General features: G+C 43.9%; 22 protein-coding genes. 10 read left to right on the top strand and 12 right to left on the bottom strand.

Going from position 1 to position 21,923, the window contains the following annotated elements; all coding sequences use genetic code 11:
• Positions 1-89: 89 nt before the first annotated feature.
• Positions 90-461 (top strand): hypothetical protein, encoded by a 372-nt coding sequence (locus ABIO93_RS24705; protein ID WP_348072672.1) that lies wholly within the window; start codon positions 90-92, stop codon positions 459-461.
• Positions 462-593: 132 nt separating this feature from the next.
• On the opposite strand, the gene ABIO93_RS24700 is transcribed toward ABIO93_RS24705, so the two are convergent.
• The 6 genes from ABIO93_RS24700 to ABIO93_RS24675 all read right to left on the bottom strand — a co-directional run bounded on the left by ABIO93_RS24700 (position 594) and on the right by ABIO93_RS24675 (position 6,763).
• Positions 594-1,313, bottom strand: coding sequence for a hypothetical protein (locus tag ABIO93_RS24700; RefSeq protein ID WP_348072671.1), 720 nt, complete (start codon positions 1,311-1,313; stop codon positions 594-596).
• A gap of 379 nt (positions 1,314-1,692) precedes the next feature.
• Positions 1,693-2,466 carry a hypothetical protein gene (locus tag ABIO93_RS24695; protein WP_348072670.1) on the bottom strand — a complete coding sequence of 258 codons (774 nt, stop codon included), beginning with the start codon at positions 2,464-2,466 and terminating at the stop codon, positions 1,693-1,695.
• Between the two features lie 232 nt (positions 2,467-2,698).
• On the bottom strand, positions 2,699-3,415 hold the full coding sequence (locus tag ABIO93_RS24690; RefSeq protein ID WP_348072669.1) for a hypothetical protein: 717 nt from the start codon (positions 3,413-3,415) through the stop codon (positions 2,699-2,701).
• 436 nt (positions 3,416-3,851) lie between these two features.
• Positions 3,852-4,580, bottom strand: coding sequence for a hypothetical protein (locus tag ABIO93_RS24685; protein WP_348072668.1), 729 nt, complete (start codon positions 4,578-4,580; stop codon positions 3,852-3,854).
• 402 nt (positions 4,581-4,982) lie between these two features.
• Positions 4,983-5,690 (bottom strand): DUF642 domain-containing protein, encoded by a 708-nt coding sequence (locus tag ABIO93_RS24680; protein ID WP_348072667.1) that lies wholly within the window; start codon positions 5,688-5,690, stop codon positions 4,983-4,985.
• Between the two features lie 332 nt (positions 5,691-6,022).
• Positions 6,023-6,763: a hypothetical protein gene (locus ABIO93_RS24675; RefSeq protein ID WP_348072666.1), complete on the bottom strand. Its 741-nt coding sequence runs from the start codon at positions 6,761-6,763 to the stop codon at positions 6,023-6,025.
• A gap of 316 nt (positions 6,764-7,079) precedes the next feature.
• On the opposite strand from ABIO93_RS24675, the gene ABIO93_RS24670 reads away from it, so the two are divergent.
• From ABIO93_RS24670 to ABIO93_RS24660, 3 genes are all read left to right on the top strand, one after another.
• A complete protein-coding gene (locus ABIO93_RS24670; protein ID WP_348072665.1) occupies positions 7,080-7,226 on the top strand; it encodes a hypothetical protein in 147 nt (48 codons plus the stop codon).
• Between the two features lie 101 nt (positions 7,227-7,327).
• Positions 7,328-7,534, top strand: coding sequence for a hypothetical protein (locus ABIO93_RS24665; protein ID WP_348072664.1), 207 nt, complete (start codon positions 7,328-7,330; stop codon positions 7,532-7,534).
• Positions 7,531-7,965: a PIN domain-containing protein gene (locus ABIO93_RS24660; RefSeq protein WP_348072663.1), complete on the top strand. Its 435-nt coding sequence runs from the start codon at positions 7,531-7,533 to the stop codon at positions 7,963-7,965. Before ABIO93_RS24665 ends, ABIO93_RS24660 begins: the two co-directional genes overlap by 4 nt.
• 94 nt (positions 7,966-8,059) lie before the next feature.
• Here the strand turns inward: ABIO93_RS24660 and ABIO93_RS24655 are convergent, their stop codons facing one another.
• The 5 genes from ABIO93_RS24655 to ABIO93_RS24635 form a co-directional block, all read right to left on the bottom strand.
• The gene (locus tag ABIO93_RS24655; RefSeq protein ID WP_348072662.1) at positions 8,060-11,188 is read right to left on the bottom strand and encodes an efflux RND transporter permease subunit; all 3,129 of its coding nucleotides are present in this window, start codon (positions 11,186-11,188) and stop codon (positions 8,060-8,062) included.
• 25 nt (positions 11,189-11,213) lie between these two features.
• Entirely contained in the window at positions 11,214-12,266 is a 1,053-nt protein-coding gene (locus tag ABIO93_RS24650) for an efflux RND transporter periplasmic adaptor subunit (RefSeq protein WP_348072661.1), read from the bottom strand.
• A 105-nt stretch (positions 12,267-12,371) separates the two neighbouring features.
• Positions 12,372-13,706, bottom strand: a complete 1,335-nt coding sequence (locus ABIO93_RS24645) for a TolC family protein (RefSeq protein WP_348072660.1) — start codon at positions 13,704-13,706, stop codon at positions 12,372-12,374.
• Between the two features lie 85 nt (positions 13,707-13,791).
• Positions 13,792-14,259 (bottom strand): MarR family transcriptional regulator, encoded by a 468-nt coding sequence (locus tag ABIO93_RS24640; RefSeq protein ID WP_348072659.1) that lies wholly within the window; start codon positions 14,257-14,259, stop codon positions 13,792-13,794.
• A gap of 199 nt (positions 14,260-14,458) precedes the next feature.
• Complete coding sequence (locus tag ABIO93_RS24635) at positions 14,459-15,928, bottom strand: M48 family metalloprotease (protein ID WP_348072658.1); 1,470 nt, start codon at positions 15,926-15,928, stop codon at positions 14,459-14,461.
• A gap of 233 nt (positions 15,929-16,161) precedes the next feature.
• Between ABIO93_RS24635 and ABIO93_RS24630 the strand changes: the two genes are divergently transcribed.
• Positions 16,162-16,977, top strand: coding sequence for a lysophospholipid acyltransferase family protein (locus tag ABIO93_RS24630; RefSeq protein WP_348072657.1), 816 nt, complete (start codon positions 16,162-16,164; stop codon positions 16,975-16,977).
• A 35-nt stretch (positions 16,978-17,012) separates the two neighbouring features.
• Positions 17,013-17,921, top strand: a complete 909-nt coding sequence (locus ABIO93_RS24625) for a TIGR01777 family oxidoreductase (protein WP_348072656.1) — start codon at positions 17,013-17,015, stop codon at positions 17,919-17,921.
• A gap of 74 nt (positions 17,922-17,995) precedes the next feature.
• On the opposite strand, the gene ABIO93_RS24620 is transcribed toward ABIO93_RS24625, so the two are convergent.
• Positions 17,996-19,471, bottom strand: coding sequence for a M61 family peptidase (locus ABIO93_RS24620; RefSeq protein ID WP_348072655.1), 1,476 nt, complete (start codon positions 19,469-19,471; stop codon positions 17,996-17,998).
• 78 nt (positions 19,472-19,549) lie between these two features.
• Between ABIO93_RS24620 and ABIO93_RS24615 the strand changes: the two genes are divergently transcribed.
• From ABIO93_RS24615 to rpmF, 4 genes are all read left to right on the top strand, one after another.
• Entirely contained in the window at positions 19,550-20,194 is a 645-nt protein-coding gene (locus tag ABIO93_RS24615; protein ID WP_348072654.1) for a hypothetical protein, read from the top strand.
• A gap of 109 nt (positions 20,195-20,303) precedes the next feature.
• Positions 20,304-20,936, top strand: coding sequence for an acetyltransferase (locus tag ABIO93_RS24610; RefSeq protein WP_348072653.1), 633 nt, complete (start codon positions 20,304-20,306; stop codon positions 20,934-20,936).
• A 72-nt stretch (positions 20,937-21,008) separates the two neighbouring features.
• A complete protein-coding gene (locus ABIO93_RS24605) occupies positions 21,009-21,587 on the top strand; it encodes a DUF177 domain-containing protein (protein ID WP_348072652.1) in 579 nt (192 codons plus the stop codon).
• An 86-nt stretch (positions 21,588-21,673) separates the two neighbouring features.
• Positions 21,674-21,868 (top strand): 50S ribosomal protein L32, encoded by a 195-nt coding sequence (gene rpmF / locus ABIO93_RS24600; RefSeq protein WP_348072651.1) that lies wholly within the window; start codon positions 21,674-21,676, stop codon positions 21,866-21,868.
• Positions 21,869-21,923 lie beyond the last annotated feature (55 nt).

Below are 21,923 nucleotides of genomic sequence, written 5' to 3'. Positions count from 1 at the left end.
TTGTTTTAAAATCTTTGCACAAAATCCAGAATTGTTTTTATTTTTAGACCACATGTTGAGACATTCAAACTTTAAACTTCCGATTTAAGATGAAAACAAAGTATTACTTCCTGGTGATTTTTGCACTTAGCATCTTCTCCATTGCAGCGCAAAAAGCAGTCACGGCCGATGATGTAGTTGGCACCTGGAAATACCTGATCAGCGACGTTCCTCCTGAGTACGAGTCGGGATTCTTTACTTTTGAGCAAAAGGACAACAAAACGGTCGGATACGTAGGTGACACAGAAAAGCAGGAGATGAAGGAGCTGACCGTGGATCAGGGCAAAGTAACTTTCACCACAGAAAGCCAGGCGGGCGTATTCAAATACAGCTTCGCACAAAAAGGCGATACATTAACCGGCATAGTGTCGTCTCAATACGGAGATTTTCCAATTAAGGCGGTGAAAGAGGTTAAGAAATGAGGTTGTTGGAGGCTACTGGATGAAGGTTTCAGGGGGTGGAAGTGGAAGTGAGTAACCCAACGAATAGCCTGGCTTTAGAAAAGTGGTCGCCCCAAAAACCAGGGCGGCCACTTTGATGTTACTTAACCTAATTTAAAGAACCTTTTTGATCGAATTTTTATCTACAAATATGTGCGCGTAGGCGAAATGGTCATGTTCCGATGCAGCGCTAAAATAAAAGGTAGTTTTCCCTGCCAAAGCGGTAAATACAATGCTCTCTTTAACCCATTCCGCTTTTTTACCCACCAAATCGATATCTTTGGGAGTGGATGGGTAACCGATTTGAGCAATCACTTTCCTTGCGTATCCTGCCTTGCGACCGCCGACTGATGTACTTGAAACATAAAAGTCGATGGAGTATTGCTGACCGACTTCTAAATACTTAATTTCAGCAGTCACATCGGCTCTTTTTGTAGCATCAAATTCAGATGATTTTGTTGTTATTGTAATAAATGAGTTTGCATCAGGCGCGGATGGAATTTCTGGCAAAGGCTTAACCCATTGATATGCGACGCCAAAATTTCCAAAGGCATGTGTACGATTCGAAACCCCCGTGGGAAATTCCGCAACAGGAGGTGTGCCAAGATATAATGCTCGCGTCCAGCCTTTTGGATAGATGTCAAGACCCGTAACTCCTATTGTTGAAGGAAATTGTGGCAATGCAATAACTACATCCGCTTTTCTAGAATCAGAATGTTCATTCAAACTTCCCATTTTATACTCAGGAGTCAGAGCATTTTCTTTCGAGCAACCGCTCATCATCACTATACAAGCCAGGCTCAGGCCCATTGGTAATTTCTGTACTAGGTTCATCTTTCTGTTGTTCTGTTTAAACAAGTGATTTTGTTACTGGTACAAAAGAAGTGTTTGTTCGGCGAAGAGGGCCTTGACAATGAGCGAGAGGACGGAGGTGGTTACTGTCCGGCAAAATGGAAGATTTGTACGCCAGATAGTAATTTTCGTATAGAAGCTATTACTAATATTACCTTCGATTTTGTTTGTTATTTACGAATTGACTGGGATAAAGTATTCTACAACTTGTCTATATAATACAAGTCAGGCGACAAGTAATTATCAACATTTGGGACTAGCACTCCACTTTCAGACTGGCATAAAACGGTGGAAGGCACCAGATGCGAAAACGCCGCCTCAGGATTCTGAGGCGGCGTTTTCGCATCTGGTATTTCTCCTGTTACAGCTGGATCGGTGTAACTTGAAGTGCTTCTTTCACTGCATTGACGTCTACGAAGAGATGTATATAAGAATACACATTCCCCGGCTGGGCTAGACCCGAGAAGGAAAATTTAGCATGATCCGTCTGCGGCGTAAATGTCACTGTTTTCTTAACCCATACTGCCTCTTTTCCCGTCAAATCAACATTCACGTTAACCGTCCCGGAATTGGACTGCAAAAGTTTTATCTCTGCGGATTTTGCATATACATTCTTTGTATTGACGCTCAAAATTCTGTTCGTAATAGTACTTGCTACATAGAAGGTAGCTGTGTAAGCTTTTCCTGGAATCAAGTTCTGGATCGTCGTATGCACATAGGATCTCTTCTGTGTTTCGGCGGCGATGGAAGTAAAGCTTCTTACCGTTACCATGGAATTGGCCGTCAAATTTGAAGGAACCGGAGGCAACGGCTTTATCCATTGACAATCCTCGTACCAATGTCCCCAGAGTGAAGTCCTTGTTGACGATCCGGTAGGATATGCGACGAGGTTATCCTGCTGGAGGACAGATCTTTCCCAATACCTTGGGTAAGAGTCAAAATTCACAATTGCGTCGGTCGTTGACGGGAAAAAGGGATGCCCAACTACTTCTCCTGCATTTGTCTTCAAACCTGAATGCGAGTTTGACACGGCTGCCTGTGGTTCCGGAGTTTGAACATCGTCCTTAGAGCAGCTGCTCATCATCATGACGCAGGCAATTGCCAGGATCGCAGGTAATTTTTGTACTAATTTCATTTTTCTAAAAATTTAGTTAAACATTTATTTCTGTTAATGGTCGCAAGAAAGGATTATCAAAAAGGCATTACAATTAAACTGACCCAACGGAGAACCGTGTTTATTCTTCGGGAACGAATGTTTTCCGACTTAGGTGTAGATCGATTAAGAACTGTAATTATTCCTTATTTGACTTCCGAATTACCTCGCAAAAGCACATAAGAATTCATTGCGAGTTGACAGCAAACCTCAATTAGTTCACCAGCTTAACCGCGTTGTCGGCAATCAAAAGATGTGCGTAAGAATACTGTCCCGTCATCGGAGGTGTTGCCGAGAAAGCAAAATCCATTTGAGAGCTCGTTGCTGTAAAAGTGACGATTTTTTGTACCCAGCAATACTTGTAGCTGGTTAAGTCCACAACAGTCTCTTGGGACCCAGCTTGACTAGCGACGCTTAACAAGCATGATTTCGCGTATTTTAATGAAGCTTTCCCGGTCCCTTCGGGTATAGTAGAAGAAACATATACCGTAAGCGCATATTTTTTCCCTATCAGCAGGTTGTTAATTTTGGTTTTTAAGGAAGACTTGCTGGTATTCCAGGTACCCGAAGTGGTGACCGTAATAAACGTAGACATATCTGCCGCCCATGGGATCAAGGACAAGCTTTGCACAAATGGCGTTGAAGGATCGCCCCATAAATTTTTCATGCTTGAAACTCCTGTTGGATACGACATCGTATTACTAGAATAGCCAGCGAGATTCCGAGACCAGTTCGCAGGGAGAATATCAATACCCAGGTATCCCTTTGTCGATGACATAAAAGGCGTAGAAGCATCCACCTTCAGGTTGGAATTCATATTCGCACTCTCCACTTTCGGCTCGGGAGTTTGAACATCTTCTTTCGAGCAACTGCTCATCATCATGACACAGGCAACAGCCAGCGCCACAGGCAATTTTTGTACTAATTTCATTTTCTTAAAGATTTTAGTTAAACATATATTTCTATCAATGGCTACAAGAAAGGGTAATAAAAAAGGCTCTGCAATTAAACTGACCCACCGGACACCCAGGTTTATTCTTCGGAAGCACCTGGTTTCAGGCCTATATGTAGGTCGATATTAAATTGTACTTATTTAATAATAAGCATACGAAATAACTCGCATTGGGGTACTGATTCCTTGCGATTTATTTTGGTAAGCGTGCGAGGACGTGGCCCCGATTGGCTACCCGGCAATGTCCGTCATTGAAGCGAACTGGATGCGAGTTTGGAAGTAGGTGCACTTGGGTATTGGTTGGAGGTTTTGATGGAGAAGTGGAAGTGAGGCGAGCAAACGAATAGCCCAGCTTACAATAAAAATGGCCGCCCCGAGAATCAGGGCGACCGCTATGGCGTTCTTCAATGTATTTCTAACGAACCTTTTTGATTGAATTTTGATCTACGAAAATGTGTGCGTATGCGAAAGTATTATTTTCCGATGCGGCTGCAACACTGAATGTCTCTTCTTGGTAGCGTGCTTTAAATACAAAACTTGCTTTAACCCATTCCGCTTTTTTTCCGGTCAAATTAATATCGACAAAATAGTTCGGGTAGGCAACTTGGGCAATAATACGCTTGGCATATCCTGATCCAGAGACCCCGATAGAAGTTGTTGCAACATAGAACTCAATGGAATATTTCTGACCTACAACTAAGTGCTTAATTTTAGCTTCAACATCGGCTCTTTTAGCAACATCAAATTCAGAGGAATTTGTTACAAATGTAACAAACGAGTTTGCACCGGGTGCGGACGGAATTGCTGGCAATGGCTTAACCCATTGATGTGCTATTCCAAACGCATGGGTACGATTCGAAACGCCAGTTGGAAACGCCGCAACAGACGGTGTACCCGGCCACGACGCGTTCCCTGGATATATTGCTCTCTCCCAGCTTGTGGGATAAATGTCAACACCCGTCGCTCCAAATGTTGAAGGAAATTGTGGCAATGCAATCACTCCTCCTGCACCTCTCAAACTCGAATGCACATTCACACTCTCCACTTTCGGCTCGGGAGTTTGAACATCTTCTTTCGAGCAACTGCTCATCATCATGACACAGGCAACAGCCAGTGCCACAGGCAATTTTTGTACTAATTTCATTTTTTTAAAGATTTTAGTTAAACATATATTTCTATCAATGGCTACAAGAAAGGGCAATAAAAAAGGCTCTGCAATTAAACTGACCCACCGGACACCCAGGCTTATTCTTCGGAAACACCCGGTTTTAGGCTTATATGTAGGTCGATATTAAATTGTACTTATTTAATAATAGATCTGCGAAGTAACTCGCATCGGGGGACTGATTCCTTGCGATTTATTTTTGGCAAGAAGCTGAGGACTTGCACCTATTGCTTCCCTGACGAAGTTTGGAATTTAAGTGCACTGAATGCATGTTTTGCAGAAGGTGGCCCTAGCTGTTATTAAGATGCATAAATACAAAAAGGCCGAATCAGTGAGCTGAGACGGCCTTTAATAGCAAAGTAGCGATGAGAAATCGTTTTACTAAAACTTCACAATTGCATCCTGGCCAACAAAAACATGTGCGTATGCATACTGACCCTCCTGCGCAGGCTCAGCGCTAAAAATAAATTTCATTACCTGAGCCTTTGCTTTGAACATGATAATTTTCTTGACCCAGCAATTTTTGCTATTTGTTAAATCGACATTGAACACCTGAGGCTCAGCTCCTGGAGTCGATATCGACACATGACCTTGCTTTGCAAAAGTTGCGACTTTACCCGCTGGAAGTGTGGAAGCGACATAAATTGTTAAAGCATAATTTGCCCCTGGGGTCAGAAATTGAATGTTCGTTTGAACCATAGATCTCTTTTTAAGCTGCAACTTACTTGAAGTTGCGACTGTCAGGAAGCTACTCCATGGTTGATTTGGGACGGCAGACAAAGACTTTACCCAAGAGAATGAACTGTTTCCCCATAAATGTGTCAAGCTTGAAGTGCCTGACGGGTACGCGACTGGATCACTAGCACCAGAATTAGGGCTGTACCTTTCCCATAGGTTTGGATAAGTATCGACACCGGTGTATCCTTTTGTTGGCGGCATCCAGGGAATCATGTCCGTCTTGAGATTCGAATTTGTATTAATGCTCTCTACTTTCGGCTCAGGCATTTGAGCATCTTCCTGCGAGCAGCTACTCATCATCATCAAACAAGCTAAGCTCAGGCCAATAGATAAATTTTGTACTAAATTCATTTTTTCTGTTTTGAAGTTAAATATTTGTTTCCGTTACTGGCTACAAAACAAGGCATTAGCGCACTCAAAATGGCACAAAACTGACTGGAAGGAAGACATCGCTTATTCGCCGGTAGAAAAGGATATTTTTAAGAGTGATTGTAAGTGTTGCATAGCAAATACTACTAAAAAACTGTTCGATTTAGCTTGTTACACAAGCTATTCTTTTACCCCAACAATTACGATAGCTCCACAAAGTAGTACTAACACTGCATAGCATAAGCAAAATGCCGCCCGAACCTTGTTCCAGCGGCATTAATGATAAAAATGATAGTAGAATGCTATGCTCCTGATCAGTCTAGCTTTATAATCGAGTTTTTATCGACAAAGATATGAGCATATGCATATTTACCCTTCTGAGTGATTGCGGAAAATGCTAAATCTGCTTCTGTTGAGCCAGCCGCATAAGTCACGGTTTGAGCAACCCACTCTGCCTTGATACCTGTCAAATCCACGTAATAATTGCCGCCTCCATGGCCTTCGTCGCTTAAACTTACCCGCACTTTTGTAGCATACGATGAAAGGCCATTTGAATCTTGTAAAGCATGAATCGAACTTGCTACGTAATACGTTATTGCATACCGTTTTCCTGGGATCAGATTTTTGATTTTGGTTTTAACAGATGCCTGATTTTCAAATTCACCGGCCCATGAACATGCCTTGGTAGTGACAGTCACGACTGAATTAGCCTTGGGCGCGGTTGGTATTGTTTCCAGGGGTTTAGCCCATTTAACCGAATTTCCCCAAAGCTGCGTGAGGCTTGACGTGCCGGTTGGTAGGGTCACTGAATTGGTGGAAAAATAATTCGTGTTATTTCTCTCCCAATTGAGTGGATAAATATCTAACCCAGGCTGACCATTAGTACCAGCCAAATACGGAAGGTAAGCCGAAATAACTCCTCCTCGTAGATCCGAACTCGTATTCACGCTCTCTATTTTAGGCTCTGGAGACAAAGCATCTTCCTTGGAGCAACTGCTCATCATCATTAGACAAGCCAGGCTCAGCCCCATTGGTAATTTGTGTAGTGAAGTCATTTTGCGTAATTTTTTTGGTGAAACAATAGTTTTGCTGTCACCACAAAAAAGCCCTCAAAACTGAAATGGAATATAAAAAAATGAGTGTGTGGACGAAAGCGATTATTAGCCGGTGAATAGCCCTTTTATCAGGGCAAATAGTGTTTATCTGAAAATTAGATAATGCTAGAAAGCACTTACAATTAGCTATTGTTGCTGTTAATTGTTTAACGTAAAGTAGTCTTACAATCCACACCTATCCGGGTCTCAGGACCCGATGTGCAAGGCGTATGCCCAGCAAGTACAACAGTTATTCGAGCTCAACACGCCCGCCCAAATGGCGGAGCATCTTTGGGAGATTTACAGCGGTTTTCAAACTTATGACCAGGAAGCCGGTCATAACCCGCGCAAGCTGGACATCTTCTACACTTTTCGTGATCTGCTGTTTTTCTGCCAGAGGATTGAGGCGATGAAAGCGGCGTAGGAATAAATGTCATGAATTGTCAAGAGTGGTCAGGTGATAGAAATTAGTCACCTGGCTACTTTTTTCTTCTAATCTATGTTATATTTGAAAAAAAGCTAACCGTGGTTATCGAGCGTCAAAATCAGGATATTGTGATTCGCTTCAACGCTTCTCTCGTCGATATGGAGGAAGTACAGAAGCTGACAAGCTATTTCAGGTTCCTAGAATCTAATGCGAAGAATCAAGGAACTGAAGAAGAAGCGACCCAGCTAGCCCAGGATGTTCACAAAGACTGGTGGAAAAAAAACCGTAGCCGTTTTATTAAGTGATAGTCATCGTAGATGTAAATATCCTTTTCAGTGCGCTCATTACCCCAGACGGTAAATTAGCAAAAATCCTCAAACATCCTGACTTACCAATAAAGCGCATCAGTTGCTACTATGCTGTAATTGAGTTATTTAAACACCAAACCAAAATCGTAAAGCTTTCCAGGAAATCCGTTGACGATGTGATCGGAGATCTCTACGATCTTCTGACCAGCCTGCAACTTTACAACGAAACACTCATCGAACAAGAACATTGGAAAGAAGCAGAGCGACTTACCAGAGATGTCGATGCTTTCGATATCAATTATGTGGCTCTTGCATTACAAACTGGCGGATGGCTATGGACCGGTGACAAAAAGCTTACTACTCATTTAAATAAAATGGGATTCAACCGCATTGTTAGTACTTCTGAACTTTTCGATAAGGTGATGTAGATTGTTGGCACTACTTAGTCACCTCATAAGCACAAAATCCCCTTTCGGGGATTTTGTGCTTATGAGGAAGATTGACGAAATATCATTCAAAAACTTACGCCTCCAAAACCAACTCTTCCTTCCGCTGCTGTTTCCTAGCCTTCCTCCCCGCAAACCGCTCCTTAACCCTATCCACAACATAATAAACACTTGGGACCAGGAACACTGTCAGCAACAATGAACTTGTCAGACCACCGATGATTACCCAGGCCATACCGTTTTTCACTTCTGCTCCGTCGCCAGATGCTAATGCGATGGGTAGCATACCGGCGATCATGGCGATGGTGGTCATCAGGATCGGGCGGAGACGTTCTTTCCCGGCTTCGATCAATGCGTCTTTTAATGCGTGACCTTCTTCCTTTAATTGATTCGTAAAATCGACGATCAGGATCGCGTTTTTGGCTACCAAACCGAGGAGCATGATCATACCTACGATGGAGAATATGGTCAGGCTTTCCATTGTTAATGCTAATGCTGTCAATGCGCCGACCAATGCGACCGGGATCGAGAACAATACTACGAATGGGTAAATAGTACTTTCGTAAAGCGCGACCATGATCAGGTAAATGAGCACAATACCGAGTACCAGCGCTAGTCCCAGACTTCCGAATGCGTCCGCCTGATTTTTGAGGTCACCGCGGTATTCTATAAAAACACCTTCAGGAAGTTTTACATTTGCCATTTTGGCTTGAATGTCTGCTCCGATCGAACCGGACGGACGACCTACTACCTGTGAATTGATGGAGATTGAGGAGAGACGATCGATACGTTGCAACACGCTTTCTCCAATTCCTTCTTTGATCGTCGCGAATTGTGATAGTTCAAATGCCTGGCCCGCGCTGTTTACGAAACTCAAATGACGGATATCATCGGCCTTTGAGCGGTTGAATTGGTCCAGTGTAACCATAATGTCGTATTCCTTACCATTTTCTTTGAATTTCGAACGGTCGTCGCCACGGAATGCGGTTTGCAATGCAGCACCTACTTCGGCAGCATTGATGCCCAATTGTGACATTTTTTCGCGGTCCAGTGTCACACCTACTTCCGGTTTTGGATCATCCACTGAATAATCGACATTCGCAGTACCCGGCACAGAAGCTACAACCTGTTTTACCTGGGCGGCTATTTTACGGATCGTCGCCATATCGGTACCTTTCACCGCTACCTGGATCGGTGCCTGGTTAGCATTACCGGTAATTGAGGTTGGAGCCACAGTCACTTTTACACCCGGTATTTGCAAGATTTCTTTCTGAATTTGAGTACCAAAATCTTCTGACGACATGGTACGCTCTTTTTTATCCACTAATTGAACCGTCAGATCGGCAATGTTACTATTGGATGTCGTCCCCAAACCAGTACTACTATAACCGACATTCGTAAATACCTTCGTCACTTCTTTTCTGCTCAAAAGTAGTTTTTCAACTTTCTGTGCAACCTGATTCGTTTGGTAAATAGAAACAGTTGGCGCCAGTTCGACGGACACATTCAACTCTCCACGATCGCTTTGCTGCATAAATGCTGCACCGATAAATCCGCCCGGTACCAAGGCTATTGAACCTACGATCAATGCCAGAGAAACGATAAAAACATATCTTTTATGGCCCAGTACCCACGTCAGCATTCTGCCGTATTCTTCTTTGATTCTGTCCAAAAATCTTTCAAAACAAATGTTCAGCTTGCCCCAAAGGCTGTTTTTATCTAATACTTCTATTTTGCCAAAACGCGAAGCCAGAAGCGGGGTAAGCGTAAATGATACGAACAAGCTCATTAATGTCGAGAACACAACCACGAGGGAGAACTCTCTCAGAATGTTGCCGATCAAGCCTTGTGTCATTGCCAATGGTACGAAAACCACGACATCTACCAGTGTAATCGCCAGGGCCGTAAACCCGATTTCTGCCCGTCCGTCCAGTGCGGCCTGCCATCTGCTTTTCCCCATTTCCATGTGGCGGTTGATGTTTTCCAAAACCACAATGGAGTCATCGACCAAGATACCCACCACCAGCGAGAGCGCCATCAATGTCATCAGGTTCAGTGAGAAACCTAGTACGCTCATCAAAATGAACGTAGGGATCATCGACGAAGGCAACGCCACGAGAATAAACATCGAGCTGCGGAAACTGTGCAGGAACATCAACATCACCACGGACACGATCAAAACCGCAAGCCCAAGGTCAAATACGACGGCATCGGCAGAAGCTAACGTATAAATGGACTGGTCAGAGGCAATGTTGAATTTCAAACCGGCAGAAGCATACTGCTTTTCCAAAGTCGTCAAACGTTCACGAGTCAACTTACTCACGTCCACGGCATTGGCGTCAGATTGTTTCTGGATCTGTAAAGCTACGGACGGGCGACCATTGATGTGGTTCACCGCAGTAGCATCGGCAGTGCCGTCGTATACTTCTGCAATATCTTTCAAAAATACCTGTCCACCCGTGTTGTTACGACCTACAATGACATTGCGCAGGTTTTCAACCGTCGTCAATTTTGCATCAAAACGGATCGAAAGCTGATCTTCCTGAGTTTTCACCTGACCAGCTGGATACGAAGTATTTGCGTTGTTGATAGCCATCGAAACTTGTGCAATCGACAAACGATATGCTTTCAATTTGTCCTGGCTGATATTCACCTGGATCTGGCGCTCGGTACCACCGATAATCGTTACCTGACCTACGCCAGTTACATTCGAAAGCTGTGGTTTCAGTTTATCGTCGATCAGGTCATACAGTGCTGAGGGTGACATATTCGCGGTAACGCCCATTCTCAAAACCGGAATTTCGTCGGTTGAGAACTTGTTGATTACCGGGCGGTCGGCATCGTCGGGCAGTAATGAAATCACCTGCTCCACTTTCCGCTGCGCTTCCTGTTGCGCCAAATCGACGCTGATACCTTGTTTTAATTGGATAATGACAGATGAAACTCCTTCCTGAGAAGTTGAATTGATCTGGTCCAAGCCTTCGATCGCCGAAACAGCGTCTTCAATATGTTTGGTAACATTGGTTTCAACTTCGTCCGCTGCGGCGCCGCGGTAAGTCGTCATTACACTCACTACATTGGCCTCGAACTTAGGTAATAAGTTGTAGGACAATTGCTTATAGCTGATCACACCAAATAGTATCAACACCGTGAATACTACTATGATGAAGAGCGGTCTTTTTACTGCTACTTCGGTGATTGACATTTTCTGATTCGTTTACTGATGAAAACTATTTAGTGACATTCACAACCGCACCTTCACTGACGTTGATCTGGCCGGTGGTAATCACGGTCTCGCCCGATTTCAATCCTGTCAAAACCTCTATATTGTCGCCCAATTCGCGGCCTACTTCAATTTTACGTTGTTTCGCTACCCCATTTTCCACCACATACACATAAGGGTTGCGAACGCTTTCTACTAATGCGCTTCTAGGGATGATCAATGCCTGCTGGCTGCTTTTTTGGCTAAATTCAACACTTACGAACGTCCCGGCTCTCAGTTGATTTGAGTTTTTGATCACAATCTCCACCGGATAATTGTGCGATTCATCGCCCTGAGGAGCAATGTAGGAGATCAATCCATCGATTTTTTTATCTGGAAAAATGCTTGAACCTACCTTCACGTGCTGACCTTCTTTCAATTTGTAAACATCATTTTCAGAGATCATTACCTGTACTTTCAGACGCGAAACATCCAGGATCGTTCCTAATGAAGTACCTACATTCACAAATTCACCCGGCTCAATGTTCTTTTTGATAATCCGCCCGCTGATCGGGGCTGCAACCGAAGCATCATTAATTTGTTGCTTGATCTGCTCAGCCTGGTTCAATGCATTTTCGTAGTTGTATTTGGTATCGTTCACCTGAACTTCCGTCGCAGCATTTCCTGCCAAAAGTTTGTTATAACGATCCGTGTCTTTTTTCAATTTATTGATATTCAACTCAGTAGCTTGAAGTGAAAGTTCTTTTAATTTGCTATCCACTTTTACCAGTGAAGTTCCCTTTGTTACATAAGTACCAAGTTCATATTTCACTGCCATCACTTTTCCTGCCGAGGTAGCCATAATTTCCGCCTGTTTGAATGGGATCAGGCTTCCCGTGCGAACCAATTGCTGATCCGTGCTGCCTTCTTTAACAGACACAGCCGTTACCGGAATGGTAACATTTTTGTTATCCGGCATTACCTTCTTTGCGTCCATTTTAGACTTGTTAGCCACCAACCGGAAGCCTATCAGTACGCCAATGATCGCGATGGAACCGATTATAATGAGTTTTCTTTTCATAACTAATTTTGAATGACTGAATGATTGAATTAGTGAATGATTTCGAATTTGTCACATTGAGCGCAGTCGAAATGTATTAATGACCCAAAGACTACCAATGACTTTTTATGGCAGCGCTGTGTAGAAATCGTTAAGTGTTCCAAGCGACTGTTCGATGCCCAGTTGCGCCTGGTAGTAGCTTAGCATGGAGTTGATATAATTGCTTTGTGCTTCTTTATAGGAAGTTTCTGCATTGAGCAGGTCCGATAGAGGTACCGTTCCTTCTCTGTATTGAAGTGTGGTTACATCGTATACTTCTTTGGCCAGAGTAACGTTGCTTTCGTCGCTCGCAAGGTTCAGTTTTGCCTTTTGAAGCTGCGTGGTAGCATTGTTGTTCTGCAATTCATAGTTTAATGTATTAAGCTTCAACTGCTCTTGCTGCGTCATCAGGTTCAGGTCGGCCTGCTTGTATTGTGCGTCCCTTCTGAAACTGTCGAAAATTGGAATGGTCAATTTCAATCCCACCGCCCCGTAGCTGAACCAGCTACCCCACGAATCACCCAAATTACTTCCCAGCGCCTGCATACCATAGCGACCATAAACAGAAACTTTTGGTAGATAACCTGCCTTAATGCGCTCCTTTTCAATTTGTTGCAATTGCATATTGACATTCTGGATGCGGAAGTCAGTCAGGTTGGAAGCTTCGAATTTCCCTGGTTCGATCAGCTTGAAAGGTTGGTTCAAAGGATTATCAGTCAGTTCCAGCTGTTCCGCAAGTGGCATACCCATTTGAAATTTCAACTGGTTGTTAGACAAGATGAGGTTGCTTTCAGCAAGTGTCAACTGAGACTTAATGTTGTTCAAACTCACCTTGGTACGATCGTAGTCGACCTTTTTAATCACGCCGTTATCCAACTGTAATTGCAATGTTCCGAGGATCTTCGAAGTTTTATCAAGGTTGTCTTTCAACAGATCGATCTGTTGCGTCGTCACAAATACCTGGTAATAAGCGTCCGTGATATTGTAAATGATCGTTTCCTTTACCTTCCTCGAATTCAATTCAGAATTCGTAATGTTAGGCTTATTCGCCTTGATACCAGCCAAAAGGGCCTGATCAAAAATTACCTGATCCACCTGGGCCGAAACGTTGGTCGTATACTTGGTACCCAATGCAACCCGTCGGTCCTCACCACCAAACAACGCACCCGGGAGCACCGTCGATTGTAGTTTAAGGTTATCATCGAGCGCACCACTACCGGCAACCTGAGGCAAATAGTACGAAAGTGCTTCCCTCGATTGCTGGCCAGCGATTCCTTCTTTATACTGAGCAATTTTGACGTTGCTATTGTTTTTAATCCCGTAGGCAATGCAGTCCTTCAGGCTGAGCTTGGTCGTCTGCGCCGAGGCGGCCCCCGAGATCAGGACCAAAGCGTAGAATGCCCATATCTGTTTCAAATTCATTGGATTTTTCATTTAATTATTGTGGCTAATCTTTTAATGGTTGACACCTCTACTGGTGATATATCAACTATTATTCTAAATTTTTTTATTTTTCGATGACTGATACAACTCTGTCCAGAAAACCTATAAAATGCTTACGTTCCTCTTCTGAAAAATGCTCCATTACCTGATTATCAAAAGCGATTACCAAGGCCTGGATCCTTTCACATACAAACTTACCGCTGGCAGTGAGCGTCACCATATTCTTTCTTTTGTCCTCAATGTCACTTTCAATTTTCAGAAACCCGTCCTTATGCAATGTCTGCACTGACCTCTGAATACCCGCTTTATCCTTTTGAAGCAGATTTGCGATATCCTGCTGGGTCATAGCGTTTTCCTGGAAATATACAACCATCAGGATCGGCAACTGCTCAGCCAGTACCGGAATACCTTCCTGAACCAACTGCGCATTCATTTTTTTAAAAACAATCTTGGTAACAATCCCCAGCTTAAACTGAAGGGAGTTCTTCAGATCTTCTTTGATATTGACAAATTTATTTAATGTTGTGCTCATCGTGATACAAAAGTAAATAGTGTTGACATATCAACCAAATTTTAAAAGAAAAAGTTTTTTGAATGGCTTAAATCTTTGGTTGAATGGTATAAGCCAAAAAAAGAGCCCCGCCAGGCGGAGCTTTTTTTGTTTGTCTTATTCTCCCTATCCCTATCCTTGACGGCCAGGGCTCAACCCCTGGGTTAACTAATCCCTGGGTTTATTTACCCAGGGTTTTGATTAGCATTCCCTTGGTTACTTTATCCGAGAGAGACATGCCATTGATGATTGCCAGTTCATCAAATTTGCCGTCGGCCTGATTGCTATCTTTCAATGCGTCTTTCAATGAACCATCGCGCTGTACGGATTTGATGCGAATGCGCTCAGGCTGGCGATTAATGATATTCGGGTCACTTACAGACTTGAAACCTTGCGCTACCGATTTGAATTGACCTACATTCCCCGCAAAGTTTGCAGCCTGCGCCACACCGTGGATCGCATAAATGTTGCTTCCATACTGAATCAGCCAGGTTGCAACTTGAATTGAATTTGCAGTAGCTGCTGCTTGCTGGCCCGTCTGTGACTGTGCAACCTGTGTTGAGATCATTGCGATCGCAGGGTTACCATTAATTGTTGTTTTGTTGTTTTCAGAAACCTGTAGACTGTAATTTTTGATGACTGTCTGAGCCGCTTCTTCAAGGCTTTTGCCAGGAGCAAGCGTGAACAGCATCATTGATTTTCCGTCTTTGGCTGCCATTTGGAATTGCGCCGGAGAATTTTCGTATTGCCAGCCACTTGGGACAGGTAGCTGAAATCTCAGTTCAGGATGGTAAAACACATTATTTTCTACAAATCCCTGTTTTGGATCCGTACCATATATTACACCTTCAATTTTACGCAGGTAGGCATCGCGGTTCACATTGTATTTTGCCGGATGCTCTGTTTGATATTGAGTAGCAAGCTTTTCAACTTTATTCTGCCTGCCGCCCGGATCCGGGTGAGTGGATTGGAATGTAGGAATGCTCTGCCCACTCTTTTCGCTGATCTTCTTTAAGGTACCAAAGAAGTCCGCCATTTGATGGGCATCATAACCGATCTTACTGGAATATTCCACACCGATCTTATCCGATTCAGTTTCGTGCTCCCGGCTGTAACTCAGCAAGAGCAATCCCAAAGCCTGTTGCGTCTGGTCAGCAAGGCCCCGTACTGTTTCTGAAAGCACCATTCCGGCCATTAAACCTACTTGCCCGAATATCTGCGACGTTTGCTGGCGCGCAGAGTGGCGGGCGGTAATGTGCCCTATTTCATGACCTAGTACACCAGCGAATTCAGCCTCATTGTTGAAGTGTGCCATGATACCCCTGGTGAAGTATACGTAACCGCCGGGCACAGCGAAAGCGTTGACAACCGGGGAGTCTACAATGTAGAATTGATAGGGTAAGTCAGGCCTGTGAGAGATATTGGCCATCGCCTTTCCTTTCTCATTAATGAAGGCATTCAGGTTTTTATCATCATAAATCCCCATTGTGGCCACAATAGAAGGGTGTGATTCCGCGCCAAGTGCGATCTCTTTTTCTTTGGACATAAAGATGATCTCCTTCTTGCCCGTAACCGGGTTTTTGGAACATCCGGACAACATTCCTACGGCTAAAAAGCCTGCAAGAATGTGAAATTGAATTCTCATTTTCATATAATTGAAACGATGACGGTAACTATGGAGTTGGTCAAAATTAGTTTATGTAATGTATTTTACGAAAGAATCATGCCAATTCCTTGTTACGAACCTCGTCAGCCATATTCTGATAAAAATATATTTTACATTAACTCCGCTTATTACATAAATTACGTCCGATTGGTACAAAAATTATCCTTCCGCCAGTCAGCCCCACAGCCGGGAAAATGGCAGAACACCTGACTTAAACTATGAATTTGAAGAAGCGTACATACAGTCTGTTACCATCCTGGCTGGTCCGGCTTGACTTTTTTGGCATTTTCGAAAAAGACCCTTTCGGTAACTCCCTGCTCCTCAAACGTTTTTTCATATTCGTATTGGGCTGGTTTACCTACTACCGATATACGGCCGTTAACAAGATCACCATTATTGGCAGCGACGAATTGCTGGAACTCCCCGACAATGGCGTACTTTTCCTCTCCAACCATCAGACTTACTTTGCAGATGTAATTGCTTTTTACCATATTTTCTGCGCTGCCAAATGGGGTTATAAAGACACTATATCTCCCCCATTCTATCTCTTTTCCCCGCGTGCCCGATGCTATTATGTGGCAGCATCGGAAACCATGAAAGGTGGCATATTACCCAGGCTGTTCAGCATTGGCGGCGCTATTACCATTGAGCGCTCATGGCGGGCGAATGGTGAGAATGTGGCCAGGCAATTGGATAATTCCGCACAGGACCGGATTGGAATGGGACTTAGCCACGGCTGGGTGGTGAGCTTCCCGCAGGGTACTACCAAACCTTACGCTCCGGTAAGAAAAGGAACCGCGCATTTGATCAAAGACCATCAACCGATTGTGATCCCGGTGGTCATTAACGGTTTCAGAAGGGCTTTTGACAAAAAGGGGTTGCGTTTTAAAAAGCGTAATACGAAGATCACCGTTCATTTTAAACCTCCCATGCATTTTCTACCCGATGAATCCATTGACAGCATGATCGAGCGGGTTACGAAAGCCATTGAACAAGAGGCGCCCAAAGACGGATCCATTCCCGCTAATCAATAACTGGCCTTGGTACGCTTTTTACAGTTACAGCAAGTATGGGCAAAAAAGTATTGATTACCGGAGGAACGGGACTGATTGGAAAACGACTAACCGAATTATTGTTAAAAAAGGGCTACGATGTGGCCTACCTCAGCCGCAAAAAGAAGCCAATTCCCTCTGTTCAAGTATTTGAATGGGATGTCAGCAAGCGCTACATCGAGGAAGGCGCATTGGACGATGTACATTTTTTGATCCACCTTGCGGGTGCCGGGGTCGCGGATGAACGCTGGACGGAAGAGCGCAAGAAAGCTATCATTTCGAGCCGCACCGAATCCATTGAATTAATAGCTGATCAATTTAAGGAAAAAGGAATACTGCCCGTTGCTTTCGTTTCTGCATCCGGTAGCAGCTTCTATGGCGAAGATACCGGCGACATTCGACACACGGAAACTTCACCCGCAGGTCATGATTTTTTATCCAAAGTCACTGTTTTATGGGAAAAAGCTGCCGATTCGGTTGCTGCACTGGGCGTCAGAACTGTGAAGCTCAGGACCGGAATTGTGTTAAGTAAGGATGGCGGGGCACTTGAAAAAATGGCACAACCAGCCCGTTTAGGATTCGGCGCTCCACTAGGCTCAGGCAAGCAATGGATTTCATGGATTCACCTCGACGACCTATGTAATATGTACATGGACGCATTGGAAAATGAAAAATGGCATGGCCCCTACAATGCCATCACCAGCGCTGTTACGAATGAAGAACTGACCAATGCAATATGCCATGCCCTTAACAAACCGCAGTGGCTACCTCATGTGCCAGCATTCGCGCTCAGGATTGCATTTGGAGAAATGGCCAATGTAGTACTGGGAAGCAGTTATCTGATCAACCAACGGATCAGTGAAGAGACCGGTTTCCATTACCAATTCCCTGAGCTGGGAGCAGCCTTGCGGGACGCACTGGGGTGACTTCGGCGGTAGGCAGTCAGCTATCGGCTTTTTTTAATCGAAAAAATAAATCTTGACGGCCAAAAGCCCAAAAACTACTCCTCTTCCTCCTCTTCAACAGAAAGCACCTGTACTGTCGCGAGCCATTTATCTCGCTGCAATTTCGCTTTAAAGTCGTCGAGTACATTCAACTGAATGTTACCATTACTGAATGTCGACATTTGAAGACCAACAAAAGCAAGTGCTTCATTTAATCTGAATTCCAGAGGTTCGCTTGTGAAAATACAATCATTCCAGTACCATTCGAGCGTTTCGCCAGCCACTTCCTCTACAGTGCTAATGTAATCTTCCAGTGTATAACCGATAAAAGGTTTACCAAAACGCGCCCAAAGCAGCCGCATCACATCATCCAGCGACTGGGTATGATTGGTTTTTTTCCTGAGAAATAAATCCAGTATCAATGCTACCAATGCACCTTTGTGGTAAACCGAAACTTTGCGATTGGGAATACCTTTTTCATAACCATCCAGCCAGAGATCAAACGATGAGTCAGCCAGGGATTGGGTAGCATGCGCGCTGTTTTCAAAATGCCGCTTCATGTAAACCTGCAACTCCTTAATGTAAGTCTCGTCGTTGAAAACACCTGCGCGTTTCAGAAAAAGGTCGCCATAGTAAGTCGTACAGCCTTCCGCTACGAAGCAGGTACGGAAGTAATTTTCTTTCGTAAAATCATAGGGAAGCATTTCTTTCGGGCGAATGCGGATAATGTTCCAGGCGTGGAAAAGCTCATGCGAACTTACCCCCAGCAAATCAGCATATAATCCTTCACCCTCATCGTCTGGCCCTAGTACGATCATGGTAGAGTTATGATGCTCAACACCATGATAAAATGCGTTGGGAAGGATCAGATTGAGAAAATGGTAGTCCGTTTCGGGAAACTCCCCCATCATGGCGATCTGCTCGCGGGAGAAGCGCCGGAAATCTCTTTCAATGCGACGCCAGTTGGGTTTCAGATTCCCGTGCATCCATATATTAAATTGCACGCCTCTGATCACGTATTCACATTTTTGCAAAGATTGCGAAGCCAGCAATGGGCTGTCCACGAGTTGATAAAAATCTTTTGCCGACAAAACATTACCACTTGAAGGCAACCCACAGGCGATCTGATAACCGCCGGGCAGCTCTAAATGAACGGTGTAGGGCTCTGAAATCCGCCCCTCGGTGTACATACAGAAGTTGATAAAATTCAGGTACCAGAGTTCCTCATCGACATAACTGGTTCCGGCATTCTGGCTAACCGCGTAGTAAGCATAGCGAATCTTTACTTCTTTTTCTCCTGCCGTTCCAACCCGCCAGCGGTCTTTCGTTACTTTATGAATAGATAGTTTCTGCTCGCTAGCGGAGATCGCTTCGATAAATTGAATATTTTTGGCGAAATTTTGAATTTCATACCGCCCCGGCCTCCATGCGGGTAACTGAATTTCGATATAGTCATCATTGATTTCAGGAATTGTGTAGGTAATCAACAATAGGTGAGACTGAGGATCTGATACCGAAACGTTATAATGCATAGAGAATTAAATAGTGGTTACCGAATTAGAGGGTTTCTGCGTTACTACTTACAATATTATAAAATAAACGATTTTAAGATGAAAAGTAAAATCCTCCTTTCATGCATAGTGCTGCTTACTGTTTTTATTTGCCCGTCACTAATGGCCCAGGACGAATACTACCGCCCCGATTCTCTTAAAAAAGAAAGGCCGGAAGAACAGCCGGTACCTCCGGTGGAACCCAGGAAGTTAGAGGAGAAAAAGAAGTTGGCGGATTTTCAAGACCGTCCATTTATCGAACGGGTGAGGTTGGGAGGCAGTTTTGGATTGAGTCTGGGAACAGTTACCAACATTAACCTGTCGCCGATGGCTGGTTATGAACTTACCGAAAAGCTGGTTGGCGGTGTGGGAGCTACAATGATGTATTTCAGATATAAATATTATGATATCAATACGATTTACTATGGCGGTCGCGGCTTTTTAATGTACAATGTGGTGCCGGTAGTGAATATTATAGCAGAATATGAAGCGCTGAATGTCGAAGGATCGTATCAAAAAAGAAAGTGGCTGGGCTCGCCATTGGTCGGAGCATCGTATTCGCAGCCCTTAGGCGGCCGGTTCATTAAAGCCGTTCATTTTACAGCATTATATAACCTCAGTTACAACAGCCAGATCGATCAGTACAGCGGGCAAAATCTTTCCCCATACGGTAGCCCCTTCGTTTTTCGTGTAACTTTCCTTTAAAACCGGTCTTATTTATATGTAACACTGCGACCGGCAGTGGTCTGATTTTTTAGTCATCTGCGGACCTTCCTGTCTGAGATGACTTTTTACTTATTTAACATTAAACATAATGGAAAACCCCGTTTTAATTTTTGGCGCAGGAGATCTGGGCGTTCAGGCACTGGATATTTTCAGACGAAACAATGTGCTCGTTTATGGCCTGCTTGATGACCACAAAGAGCTTCACGGAAAAGAATTTGGAGACGTAAGCGTATTGGGTGACACTGATGACACTGGTTTTCTCAGTATACTAGGTTCAAAATGTGAGGCATTCGTCGCTATCGGTGAACGATCGGTGCGCGAAAGGATCGTGGAAGCGTTGAATGATGATTATAAAATAATGCCTGTCAATGCGATTCACGACAGCGCCATTATTTCAGATATGGCGTTGATCGGGCATGGTAACCTGATCGGTGCGCGGGTTGTGATCGGTGCAAAATCAAAAATCGGCCATCATTGCCTCGTACAAACTGCCGCTGTGGTGGATACTTCTGTGGAAGTAGGTGACTTCGTTACCATCGGAGCAGGTGCTGTCATTAATGACCGGGTAAAGCTGAATAATGGCGTTTTTATCGGCTCAGGAGCGATTATAGTGGCAGGAATTGAGATCGGTAAAAATGCGCGCGTGGGTGCGGGATCGGTCGTTGTGGAAAATATACCAGCAGGAGCTACCTATTTCGGCAATCCCGCTAAAAAGATCTGACCTTAACTAACTGGTTTACGGCAGTAATAAAATTTCTTCATAGTTTTTTTATTAAATCGAAAGACATTACCTTTGCAGTCCTTTTTGGCAGATGAAGTGAAAGAGCTAAGTAAATACAACATAGACATTTACGGTTTGGAAGACAAACAGTATGACTATGACATGGAATCGGGAGATGCGTTTTTTCAGGAACTGGAACAGGATCTGATCGAGCATGGTAAGTTCAAAACACATGTTGTTCTGAACAAATCAGCTACCATGATGCAGCTTAATTTCGAGACTAAAGGCGTAGTAACCCTGATTTGTGATAGAAGCCTGGAACCTTTCGAGGAACCCGTTGATTCAAACGACCGCATCATATTGAAGTTCGGCGATCACGATGAGGAACTGACGGATGAGATTGAGATGATAAACCGGAATAGCAACAGGATTAACATTGCCCGTTATATTTTTGACTTTATCGCTCTTTCGTTACCTATCAAAAAAATACATCCGGATTTACGGGACCAGGATGACGAATCCGATCCGCTGGATGACGAAGAAGGAGTACTGGTGTACTCTTCCGAGGATCAAAAAGAAGTAATAGAGAACGAAGAAGAAGAAAAAATTGACCCCCGCTGGGAAGCATTAAAAAAACTGAGAGGGGAGTAATGGTTGGTACAACCGATAATTTTATAACCAGGGGTTTCAACCCTTGGATCAAAACAACAAAAATAAACAACAGAACATAAAGCATCATGGCACATCCTAAGCGGAGACATTCCACTACACGTCGCGATACACGCAGAGCGCATGACTTCCTTACCGGAAAGCAATTAGCTACTGATTCTTCAACCGGAGAAATTCACCAGTTACACCGTGCCCACGTTCACGAAGGTAACCTGGTTTACAGAGGAAAAGTGGTAGTTGAAAACTACACTAAAACAGTTTAGTTTCAGTCGATGAACATATCAATTTCGCAGCAGCCCTATAAAAGTTGTTGCGAAA

This window comes from Dyadobacter sp., from assembly GCF_039919315.1.
GTDB lineage: Bacteria > Bacteroidota > Bacteroidia > Cytophagales > Spirosomataceae > Dyadobacter.
Note: the sequence above shows the minus strand (reverse complement) of the source record. Positions and strands in the feature narration are given on the sequence as shown.

Bases quoted from the DNA above. Each gene is read 5' to 3' on its own strand.
- ABIO93_RS24705 (WP_348072672.1), top strand. From the start codon at position 90: ATGAAAACAAAGTATTACTTCCTGGTGATTTTTGCACTTAGCATCTTC.
- ABIO93_RS24700 (WP_348072671.1), bottom strand. From the start codon at position 1,313: ATGAACCTAGTACAGAAATTACCAATGGGCCTGAGCCTGGCTTGTATA.
- ABIO93_RS24695 (WP_348072670.1), bottom strand. From the start codon at position 2,466: ATGAAATTAGTACAAAAATTACCTGCGATCCTGGCAATTGCCTGCGTC.
- ABIO93_RS24690 (WP_348072669.1), bottom strand. From the start codon at position 3,415: ATGAAATTAGTACAAAAATTGCCTGTGGCGCTGGCTGTTGCCTGTGTC.
- ABIO93_RS24685 (WP_348072668.1), bottom strand. From the start codon at position 4,580: ATGAAATTAGTACAAAAATTGCCTGTGGCACTGGCTGTTGCCTGTGTC.
- ABIO93_RS24680 (WP_348072667.1), bottom strand. From the start codon at position 5,690: ATGAATTTAGTACAAAATTTATCTATTGGCCTGAGCTTAGCTTGTTTG.
- ABIO93_RS24675 (WP_348072666.1), bottom strand. From the start codon at position 6,763: ATGACTTCACTACACAAATTACCAATGGGGCTGAGCCTGGCTTGTCTA.
- ABIO93_RS24670 (WP_348072665.1), top strand. From the start codon at position 7,080: ATGGCGGAGCATCTTTGGGAGATTTACAGCGGTTTTCAAACTTATGAC.
- ABIO93_RS24655 (WP_348072662.1), bottom strand. From the start codon at position 11,188: ATGTCAATCACCGAAGTAGCAGTAAAAAGACCGCTCTTCATCATAGTA.
- ABIO93_RS24650 (WP_348072661.1), bottom strand. From the start codon at position 12,266: ATGAAAAGAAAACTCATTATAATCGGTTCCATCGCGATCATTGGCGTA.
- ABIO93_RS24645 (WP_348072660.1), bottom strand. From the start codon at position 13,706: ATGAATTTGAAACAGATATGGGCATTCTACGCTTTGGTCCTGATCTCG.
- ABIO93_RS24640 (WP_348072659.1), bottom strand. From the start codon at position 14,259: ATGAGCACAACATTAAATAAATTTGTCAATATCAAAGAAGATCTGAAG.
- ABIO93_RS24635 (WP_348072658.1), bottom strand. From the start codon at position 15,928: ATGAAAATGAGAATTCAATTTCACATTCTTGCAGGCTTTTTAGCCGTA.
- ABIO93_RS24630 (WP_348072657.1), top strand. From the start codon at position 16,162: ATGAATTTGAAGAAGCGTACATACAGTCTGTTACCATCCTGGCTGGTC.
- ABIO93_RS24625 (WP_348072656.1), top strand. From the start codon at position 17,013: ATGGGCAAAAAAGTATTGATTACCGGAGGAACGGGACTGATTGGAAAA.
- ABIO93_RS24620 (WP_348072655.1), bottom strand. From the start codon at position 19,471: ATGCATTATAACGTTTCGGTATCAGATCCTCAGTCTCACCTATTGTTG.
- ABIO93_RS24615 (WP_348072654.1), top strand. From the start codon at position 19,550: ATGAAAAGTAAAATCCTCCTTTCATGCATAGTGCTGCTTACTGTTTTT.
- ABIO93_RS24610 (WP_348072653.1), top strand. From the start codon at position 20,304: ATGGAAAACCCCGTTTTAATTTTTGGCGCAGGAGATCTGGGCGTTCAG.
- rpmF (WP_348072651.1), top strand. From the start codon at position 21,674: ATGGCACATCCTAAGCGGAGACATTCCACTACACGTCGCGATACACGC.